This window comes from Microvirga sp. BSC39 (assembly GCF_000739015.1).
Taxonomy (GTDB): domain Bacteria; phylum Pseudomonadota; class Alphaproteobacteria; order Rhizobiales; family Beijerinckiaceae; genus Microvirga.
Genome location: NZ_JPUG01000025.1, coordinates 116471 through 124907 on the forward strand (window position 1 = coordinate 116471; position 8437 = coordinate 124907).

Annotated in this window: 9 protein-coding genes; 3 read left to right on the forward strand and 6 right to left on the reverse strand. The window is 65.4% G+C overall.

From position 1 onward, the window contains the following. Positions 1-165: 165 nt before the first annotated feature. On the forward strand, positions 166-1155 hold the full coding sequence (locus MA07_RS02880) for a M23 family metallopeptidase (protein ID WP_036346694.1): 990 nt from the start codon (positions 166-168) through the stop codon (positions 1153-1155). On the opposite strand, the gene MA07_RS02885 is transcribed toward MA07_RS02880, so the two are convergent. Together MA07_RS02885 and MA07_RS02890 are read right to left on the reverse strand one after the other, a co-directional pair. Next, positions 1139-1504 carry an antibiotic biosynthesis monooxygenase gene (locus tag MA07_RS02885; protein ID WP_036346696.1) on the reverse strand — a complete coding sequence of 122 codons (366 nt, stop codon included), beginning with the start codon at positions 1502-1504 and terminating at the stop codon, positions 1139-1141. The two genes, MA07_RS02880 and MA07_RS02885, sit on opposite strands and share 17 nt — an antisense overlap. Then, on the reverse strand, positions 1501-1830 hold the full coding sequence (locus MA07_RS02890) for an NIPSNAP family protein (protein ID WP_036346699.1): 330 nt from the start codon (positions 1828-1830) through the stop codon (positions 1501-1503). Before MA07_RS02890 ends, MA07_RS02885 begins: the two co-directional genes overlap by 4 nt. 77 nt (positions 1831-1907) lie before the next feature. On the opposite strand from MA07_RS02890, the gene MA07_RS02895 reads away from it, so the two are divergent. After that, positions 1908-2609: a winged helix-turn-helix domain-containing protein gene (locus MA07_RS02895; protein ID WP_036346703.1), complete on the forward strand. Its 702-nt coding sequence runs from the start codon at positions 1908-1910 to the stop codon at positions 2607-2609. A gap of 13 nt (positions 2610-2622) precedes the next feature. Here the strand turns inward: MA07_RS02895 and ccmB are convergent, their stop codons facing one another. Then, entirely contained in the window at positions 2623-3291 is a 669-nt protein-coding gene (gene ccmB / locus MA07_RS02900) for a heme exporter protein CcmB (protein WP_036346705.1), read from the reverse strand. Beyond that, positions 3288-3920: a heme ABC exporter ATP-binding protein CcmA gene (ccmA, locus tag MA07_RS02905; protein WP_036346707.1), complete on the reverse strand. Its 633-nt coding sequence runs from the start codon at positions 3918-3920 to the stop codon at positions 3288-3290. Before ccmA ends, ccmB begins: the two co-directional genes overlap by 4 nt. 219 nt (positions 3921-4139) lie before the next feature. On the opposite strand from ccmA, the gene acnA reads away from it, so the two are divergent. Further along, positions 4140-6845, forward strand: a complete 2706-nt coding sequence (gene acnA, locus MA07_RS02910; RefSeq protein ID WP_036346710.1) for an aconitate hydratase AcnA — start codon at positions 4140-4142, stop codon at positions 6843-6845. A 204-nt stretch (positions 6846-7049) separates the two neighbouring features. Here acnA and MA07_RS02915 read toward each other — a convergent pair whose 3' ends face one another. After that, on the reverse strand, positions 7050-7445 hold the full coding sequence (locus MA07_RS02915; RefSeq protein WP_036346713.1) for a hypothetical protein: 396 nt from the start codon (positions 7443-7445) through the stop codon (positions 7050-7052). 87 nt (positions 7446-7532) lie between these two features. Continuing rightward, positions 7533-8357 carry an IS5 family transposase gene (locus tag MA07_RS02920; protein ID WP_152568675.1) on the reverse strand — a complete coding sequence of 275 codons (825 nt, stop codon included), beginning with the start codon at positions 8355-8357 and terminating at the stop codon, positions 7533-7535. Positions 8358-8437: the final 80 nt, after the last annotated feature.

The following is an 8437-nucleotide window of genomic DNA, read 5'->3' on the forward strand; positions in this document are numbered from 1 at the left end:
GGGCAAATAACGTTTTCGCCAGAGATGAGGCTTCTAAGGGCTTTGGAGGCGGTTGGGCATTCCGGAAATGTGCGTAGAATCTTGGCCATAAGAGAGATCCGATGCGCCTTTCATTCGCCACCGGAGGCGCCCTATAGTCGCGTGCATCTCTGTTACGGAGCGATCATGCGCGTCGGATTGTCCAGCCTCGTCGGCCTCACCCTGCTCGGGCTTCCGGCCTCGGCGCAGGACATCACCTTGCGCCTGCCGGTCGCCTGCGAGATCGGGCGCAGCTGCTTCATCCAACATTACGTGGACCGCGATCCCTCGCCGGGCACGAGCGACTATCAGTGCGGCACGCTCACCTACGAGGGGCATGACGGCACCGACATCCGCGTGCCCACCATGGCGGTCCAGAAGGCCGGCGTCGATGTGGTGGCCGCCGCGGACGGAAAGGTGCTGCGCACCCGCGATGGGGTGGAGGACATCTCCCTCACCGGGCGAGGCCGGCAGAGTGTCGCCAACACCGAATGCGGCAACGGCGCGGTTGTCGATCACGGCCAGGGGTGGGAGGCGCAGTACTGCCACCTGGCCAAGGGCAGCATCACCGTGAAGTCGGGCGACATCCTGAAGGCCGGCGACCGGATCGGACAGATCGGCCTGTCGGGCATGACCGAGTTCCCGCACCTGCACTTCACCCTGCGCAAGGACGGCAAGCCGGTCGATCCCTTCGCCTATGGTGCCCCCGAGAAATCCTGCGGCGGCGGCAAGTCCCTGTGGGACGCGTCCTTGCAGCGGGCGCTCGCCTATCAGGCGGGCAGCGTGCTCAACAAGGGCTTTGCGAGCGGACCGGTGACGATGGAAGCCATCGAGTCGGGCGCAACCGAGCAGGAGACGCCCACCACGCGCTCGCCTGCCCTCGTGGCCTTCGTGCGCGCTATCGGCCTCAAAGGCGGCGATGTGCAGACGCTCACCCTGTTCGGCCCCGACGGCAAGGCGCTGGCCCAGAACAAGGCCCCGCCGCTCGATCGCGACAAGGCGCAATGGATGATGTTCGGCGGAACGAGGCCGCCTGAAGGCGGCTTCCGCCCCGGCCTGTACCGGGCGATCTACCGGGTCGAGCGGGACGGGAGGCCTGCCATCGAGCAGGCCTTCGGCATCAACCTTCGCCCGTGATGCTCTCGTGCGCCGTGCGGCTGTCTGCGGGCGCCTCCTCGCGCTCGTTCAGCCCGTAGTCGCGCATGACGCTCGCGACCCGCAGGCGGTAATCGCGAAAGACGCCGTCACGGCCCGCGCCCTGCGTGGTGCGGTGGGACGGCAGGTTGCGCCAGGCCCGCACCGCCTCCTCGTCGAGCCAGAACGACAAGGACAGGAGCTTGCCCGGCTCGCTGAGGCTCTGGAAGCGCTCGACGGAGATGAAGCCGTCCATGGTCATCAGGTCGGAGCGGAGCGCCGCCGCGAGACTCAGATAATCCCGCTTGCCCACATCGCCATCCGGCCAGACCTCGAAGATTACCGCGATCATGGCGTGATCAACTCCGCATGTGGGGCCGAGGCGAGACGCAGGAAGATGCGGTCCTCCCGGCGGATGAACTGCTCCCGCTTGGCGAACTCGTAATTGGCGCGGCCGGCGGGATCGTTCCTCAGGCGCTCGCGATAGGCCTCGTAATCGGCTAGGTTTCGAATGTTGTACACGCCGTAAGCCACCGTGCTGGAGCCCTCGTGCGGGGCATAATAGCCGATCAGATCGGCACCGCAGCGGGGAATCGCCTGGCCCCAATTGCGGGCATATTCGGTGAAGGCGTCTACCTTGAAGGGGTCGATCTCGTAGCGGATGAAGCAGGTGATCATCGTTGGGTCCTTGGCTCTTGAGCACACCCCCGTCGTAGCCGATTGCCCGACGTCGATGCTTCGGCTATCGTCGAAGTATGAAGGAAGGTCCCGTCATCGCGTCCGTTGCCGCGCTCCTGGGTGATCCGGCCCGCGCCAACATCCTCACCACCCTCATGGACGGGCGGGCGCTCACCGTGAGCGAGTTGGCGGAAGCCGCGGGCGTCACGCTCCAGACGGCGAGCGGGCATCTCGCCAAGCTCGACGCTGCGAATCTGCTCATGGCGGAGAGACAGGGACGGCACCGCTACTTCCGGTTATCCGGCCCCGACGTAGCCCAGGTGCTCGAAGCCCTGATGGGCCTCGCCCAGCGCACGGGCGCCACCCGGGTGCGCACCGGCCCCAAGGATGCGGCGCTGCGGTCCGCTCGGATCTGCTACGACCATTTCGCCGGAGAGCGGGGCGTTGCGCTTCTCAAAGGCGCGCAGCGGCAGGGCCTCGTCGAGGGTGAGAAGGACATGAGCCTGACCGAGAAGGGCCGCGCCTTCTTCGCCGATTTCGGCATCGATCTGGCGGCGCTGGAGAAAGGCCGCCGCCCCGTCTGCCGCGCCTGCCTCGACTGGAGCGAGCGCCACAGCCATCTCGGCGGCGCGCTGGGCGCCGCCCTCCTGTCCCGCATGATTGACCGGGGCTGGATCCGGCGCGATGCCGGGCGCGTGCTGGCCTTCACCTGCGAGGGCATGGAGGGTTTTGAAGTCGCCTTCGTGCAGCCGACGGAGAAAGCCTCACAGGCCGCCTGAGGCGAAAGGTGCGCTATTCCCCCGACCTGAGCGCGGCCGCGGCGCCCACGGTGCCGACAACGGCCGCGATCAGCGACAGCGCCGCAAGCACGAGGAACGGCGTCATGAACGGGATCGTCCCGCCGACCGCCGCATTGGCGGCCGAGACCCCGAAGATCAGGGTCGGGATCATGAAGGGCAGGACCAGGATCGCCAGGATCAGGCCACCGCGCCGCAACGACGAGGTCAGCGCCGCGCCCACCGCCCCGATGAAGGTGAGCGCCGGCGTGCCCACCAGAAGGGTACTTACCATGGCGAGCATGGCCTCGGGCGAGAGCGCCACGAGGAAGCCCAGGAAGGGCGCCGCGATGGCGAGCGGCAGGCCCGTCACGAGCCAGTAGGCGATGACCTTGGCGAGAACCACGATCTCCATGGGCGCATGGGACAGGCGCAGGAGATCGAGCGACCCATCCTCCTGATCGGCCTGGAACAGACGGTCGAGCCCGATCAGCGTGGCGAGCAGGGCCGCGATCCACAGGATCGCCGGGCCGATGCGCGAGAGCAGATTGAGATCGGGACCGAGGGCGAAGGGAATCAGCGTCACGATCATCAGGAAGAAGATGAGGCCCATGACGCCCGAGCCGCCGACGCGGGCGGCGAGCCTCAGGTCACGGATCAGGAGGGCGTTGAAGGAGCGGATCATCTCTCCTCTCCTGCGACGGTTGAGGGCCTGCTCGCCCGCTCGATCCGGATCTCCTTGGCGTCCTTGAGAAACAACGGCGAATGGGTCGAGGCCGCGATCATGCCGCCGTTCTCCCGGTGGCTTTCGAGAATCAGGCGCAGGGTCTCCTGCGAGGCCGTGTCGAGGGCGGAGGTCGGCTCATCCAGAAGCCAGAGCGGCCGATGCGCCACGAGCAGCCGGGCGAGCGCCACCCGCCGGCGCTGGCCGGCCGAGAGATAGGCCACCGGCAGGCGGGCGGCATGCGCCAGCCCCACGGCCTCCAGGGCTTCGCGAGGTTTCAGGGCCGGATGGCCCAGGAAGTCACGGGCAAAGGTGAGATTTTCCTCGGCTGTGAGCGCCGCTTTGAGGGCGTCCCGGTGACCCACATAGTGCAGGCACTCGGCCAGGGTGCGCTCGCCGGCCCCGTCGAGCAGAATCGCTCCGGCCACGGGATGCAGCCGCCCGGCCAGGATGTCGAGGAGCGAGGACTTGCCGGCCCCGTTGCGACCGGTGATCACCAGGGCTTCGCTGGCTGAGAGCGTGAAGGAGACGCCCTCGAAGATGCGCCGCTCCCCCCGCTCGCAGGCCAAATTGTTAACGCTCAGACGCAAACCCCGTACCCCTGCCCTCTTTGCACCCCAGAACCGTTCTAAACCGTGTAGCGGGATGGTTGGAAATGATCTATAGCACCCGTGGCTGCGCCGCGCGCCAAGGCGTCCAATCCGCCTCGCGCGCTTACTCCCCTGTCCGGGCACCCCCGGAGCGGCGCGCGCTTATCGCGCTTTCGGCCGAACACATGTTCGTAACCCAAATGCACGCGAGGATTCGCCGTGACGCTCACAAACAGCTTCAATGCCCGCCAGACCCTTACAGTGGGTGACAAGTCCTACACCTATTACTCCCTCGTCGAGGCCGAGAAGAACGGCCTGACCGGCGCCTCGAAGCTGCCCTTCTCCATGAAGGTGCTGCTCGAGAACCTGCTCCGCTACGAGGACGGCCGCACGGTCACCAAGGCCGATATCGAGGCCGTGGCCGCCTGGCTCGACAACAAGGGCAAGGCCGAGAAGGAAATCGCCTACCGGCCGGCCCGCGTCCTGATGCAGGACTTCACCGGCGTTCCGGCCGTGGTGGATCTCGCCGCCATGCGCGACGCCATGAAGAACCTCGGCGGCGACCCGCGCAAGATCAACCCGCTCGTGCCCGTCGACCTCGTCATCGACCACTCGGTGATCGTGGACGAGTTCGGCACCCCCAAGGCCTTCGACCGCAACGTGGAGCTGGAATACCAGCGCAACGGCGAGCGCTACCGCTTCCTCAAATGGGGCCAGACCGCCTTCGAGAACTTCTCCGTCGTGCCTCCGGGGACCGGCATCTGCCACCAGGTGAACCTGGAATTCCTGTCCCAGACCGTGTGGACCCGCAAGGACACGGCCACGGGCGAGGAAGTGGCCTATCCGGACACCCTGGTCGGCACCGATTCGCACACCACCATGGTCAACGGCCTTGCCGTTCTCGGCTGGGGCGTGGGCGGCATCGAGGCGGAGGCCGCCATGCTCGGCCAGCCGGTCTCCATGCTCATCCCCGAGGTCATCGGCTTCAAGCTCACCGGCAAGCTCCGTGAGGGCGTGACCGCCACCGACTTGGTGCTCACCGTCACCCAGATGCTGCGCAAGAAGGGCGTGGTCGGCAAGTTCGTGGAATTCTACGGCCCCGGCCTCACCGACATGTCCGTGGCGGACCGCTCCACCATCGGCAACATGGCCCCCGAATACGGCGCCACCTGCGGGTTTTTCCCCATCGACGTGAAGACCATCGATTACCTGCGCACCACCAGCCGCACGGACGAGCGCGTGGCTCTCGTCGAGGCTTATGCCAAGGCGCAGGGCATGTGGCTCACCCCCGACATGGCGGACCCGGTCTTCACCGACAGCCTCGAGCTCGACCTGGGCGACGTGGTTCCCTCGCTCGCCGGCCCCAAGCGCCCGCAGGACCGCGTGACCCTGGACACCTCCAAGACCGAGTTCCTCGGCGCCATGGAGAAGGAGTTCCGCAAGGCCGGCGAAATCGGCAAGCGCGTGAAGGTGGACGACGCCAACTACGATCTCGGCCACGGCGACGTGGTGATCGCGGCGATCACCTCCTGCACCAACACCTCTAACCCGAGCGTGATGATCGGCGCGGGGCTCCTCGCCCGCAACGCGGTGAAGAAGGGCCTGACCTCCAAGCCATGGGTGAAGACCTCCCTGGCGCCCGGATCGCAGATCGTCGAGGAGTACTTCAAGAAGGCCGGCCTCCAGGGCGACCTGGACGCGCTCGGCTTCAATATCGTGGGCTTCGGCTGCACCACCTGCATCGGCAATTCCGGCCCGCTGCCGGAGAACGTGTCGAAGGCGATCAACGACAACGACCTCGTGGCCGTGTCGGTGCTCTCGGGCAACCGCAACTTCGAGGGCCGCGTGAACCCGGACGTGCGCGCCAACTACCTCGCCTCGCCTCCCCTGGTGGTGGCCTATGCGCTCGCCGGCTCCATGCTGGTGGATCTCGCCAACGATCCGCTGGGCACGGGCTCGGACGGACAGCCGGTGTACCTGAAGGACATCTGGCCGTCCTCGGCCGAGGTGCAGGACTTCATCGACCGCACGATCACCAGCGAGTTGTTCAAGAGCCGCTACTCGGACGTGTTCTCGGGCGACGAGAACTGGAAGAAGGTCACCTTTGAGCCGGGCCTCACCTATGAGTGGGACATGGGGTCCACCTATGTGCAGAACCCGCCCTACTTCGAGGGCATGACCAAGGATCCGAAGCCGGTCACGGACATCGTGAACGCGCGCATCCTCGGGCTCTTCCAGGACTCGATCACCACCGACCACATCTCGCCCGCGGGCAACATCCGCGCCGCGTCGCCGGCCGGTGAATACCTGCAGTCGCACCAGGTGCGCGTCGCCGACTTCAACCAGTACGGCACCCGTCGCGGCAACCACGAGGTCATGATGCGCGGCACGTTTGCCAACATCCGCATCAAGAACCAGATGGTTCGGGACGAGAGCGGTCACGTGGTCGAGGGTGGCTACACCATCCATCACCCGTCGGGCGAGCGGATGTTCATCTACGACGCCGCCATGCGCTACAAGGACGAGGGCGTTCCGCTGATCGTTCTCGCCGGCAAGGAATACGGCACCGGCTCGTCCCGCGACTGGGCGGCCAAGGGCACGAACCTCCTCGGCGTGCGCGCCGTCATCGCCGAGAGCTTCGAGCGCATCCACCGCTCGAACCTGGTCGGCATGGGCGTGGCTCCCTTCGTGTTCGAGCAGGGCACGTCCTGGGAGACGCTCGGGCTGAAGGGCGACGAGACGATCACCATCAAGGGCCTCGCCGGCGACCTGAAGCCGCGCATGCGCATGGAGATGGAAGTCACCTCGGCCGATGGTTCGGTGAAGCGCGTTCCCGTGCATTGCCGCATCGATACGCTGGAAGAGGTCGAGTACTTCCGCAACGGCGGCATCCTGCACTACGTGCTGCGCCAGCTCGCGGCTTGAAATCTCACAACAAAGCGCCCGCTCTTCGCATGAGGAGCGGGCGCTAACGACGGATGGAAAAGGGGCGTTCCATGGCTGGAACGCCCCTTCTTCTGGCTCAGATCACGAAGAAGCCCGGCGGCTCCGGCAGGCAGCGGCAGATCTGCTGACGACTTCGATGAATCAAATCCCTTCAGGCTATATTCGGCGATCTTCCTGGATTCGTCAGCTCAGTGCGCGCCTGACCCTGTTGAGAGCACGGGCCGCTCGTCGTAGGAGCAGGAGGGTTCTCGCGACCAGGGAGTGTCCGGTTGCGAGCCGCACATATGCATTCGCCAGACGGTGCGCCCGTGACGCAGCAAGCGTCTTTTGTGCTTTCTGAAGCGCCTTGAGCTGCGCCCTGGTAGACGCCAGTTCTACCTTGAGCTGCTGGTAGTGATCCTTCGAACGTTGTGATGAGGCTTTGAGGCGATCATAATTTAGCCTTAGGCGCTCCTGCTCTTCTGCATAGGCTTTGATGGTCGGCTCTTGCTCCAGAAGACGCTGCTCAAGGCTGGCTCTTTCGAGAGCTGCAATCCGCCGAATTTCCCGTGCGCGATCCTCGGAAAGCCGCGCGAGCATCTTGTAGTATTCGACCTCGGAGCTCTCCGGCTCCCTTCGTGGAACATCGGATCTCTTAGAGTCTGACTCAGAAAGACCGGTCTGGTTTCAGGGCCTTACAAGTCTTCTGGTCAGCATCCGAATATGGGCGATGAAGATCCAAGCCACCGCACTTTCAATCGACGCTTCAAAGTCCTTGGCCAGGCGGCGGCAGCGTCCAAGCCAACCGAAGGTTCGCTCCACAACCCAGCGGCGCTTGAGGACCGCAAAGCCTTTGCCCGCGTCGGAGCGCTTGATGATCTCGATGGTCCAGTGCCCAAGAGCGGCGACGGCGTCGCGCAGCTTGTCTCCCGCATAGCCACCATCGGCAAAGACATGGCGCAGCCAGGGATAGAGGACGCGGATGGATGTCAGCACCTCCATCGCCCCGTCGCGGTCCTGGATGTCGGCGGGATGAGCGCGCAGCCCGACCAGATGGCCTTGCGTGTCGGTGATGATGTGGCGCTTGCGGCCCTTGATCTTCTTGCCGGCATCAAAGCCGCGCGGTCCACCGCTTTCCGTTGTCTTCACCGACTGACTGTCGATCACGCCCGCGGATGGGCTCGCCTCCCGGCCGACCCTCTCGCGCGAGGCGGCCACAAGGGCATGGTTGATCCGCTCGAACGTGCCATCCCGTGACCAGGCATAGAAATAGCTCTGCACAGTGGAGTATGGCGGAAACTCCTTGGGCAACTGGCGCCATTGGCAACCGGTCGCGGCCAGATACAGGATCGCCTCAACCACCGCCCGCAGACATGTGGTGCGGGGACGGCCGATCCGCCGGGCGGCGGGCATGAAGGGCTTGATCAGCGCCCATTCGGCATCGGTGAGATTGCTTGCATAACGCAGTCCGTCTCGCCGATAGTGTCGGCGAGTGGCCTCAGTCCAAACCATCGTGAACTCCATCGAATCTTCGCAAATCCGACGGAATCACAAGGGCTTGAAGCCACTCAACCTTTTTCAGTCAGCCTCTT

Bases quoted from the DNA above. Each gene is read 5' to 3' on its own strand.
- MA07_RS02880 (WP_036346694.1), top strand. From the start codon at position 166: ATGCGCGTCGGATTGTCCAGCCTCGTCGGCCTCACCCTGCTCGGGCTT.
- MA07_RS02885 (WP_036346696.1), bottom strand. From the start codon at position 1,504: ATGATCGCGGTAATCTTCGAGGTCTGGCCGGATGGCGATGTGGGCAAG.
- MA07_RS02890 (WP_036346699.1), bottom strand. From the start codon at position 1,830: ATGATCACCTGCTTCATCCGCTACGAGATCGACCCCTTCAAGGTAGAC.
- MA07_RS02895 (WP_036346703.1), top strand. From the start codon at position 1,908: ATGAAGGAAGGTCCCGTCATCGCGTCCGTTGCCGCGCTCCTGGGTGAT.
- ccmB (WP_036346705.1), bottom strand. From the start codon at position 3,291: ATGATCCGCTCCTTCAACGCCCTCCTGATCCGTGACCTGAGGCTCGCC.
- MA07_RS02915 (WP_036346713.1), bottom strand. From the start codon at position 7,445: ATGCTCGCGCGGCTTTCCGAGGATCGCGCACGGGAAATTCGGCGGATT.
- MA07_RS02920 (WP_152568675.1), bottom strand. From the start codon at position 8,357: ATGGTTTGGACTGAGGCCACTCGCCGACACTATCGGCGAGACGGACTG.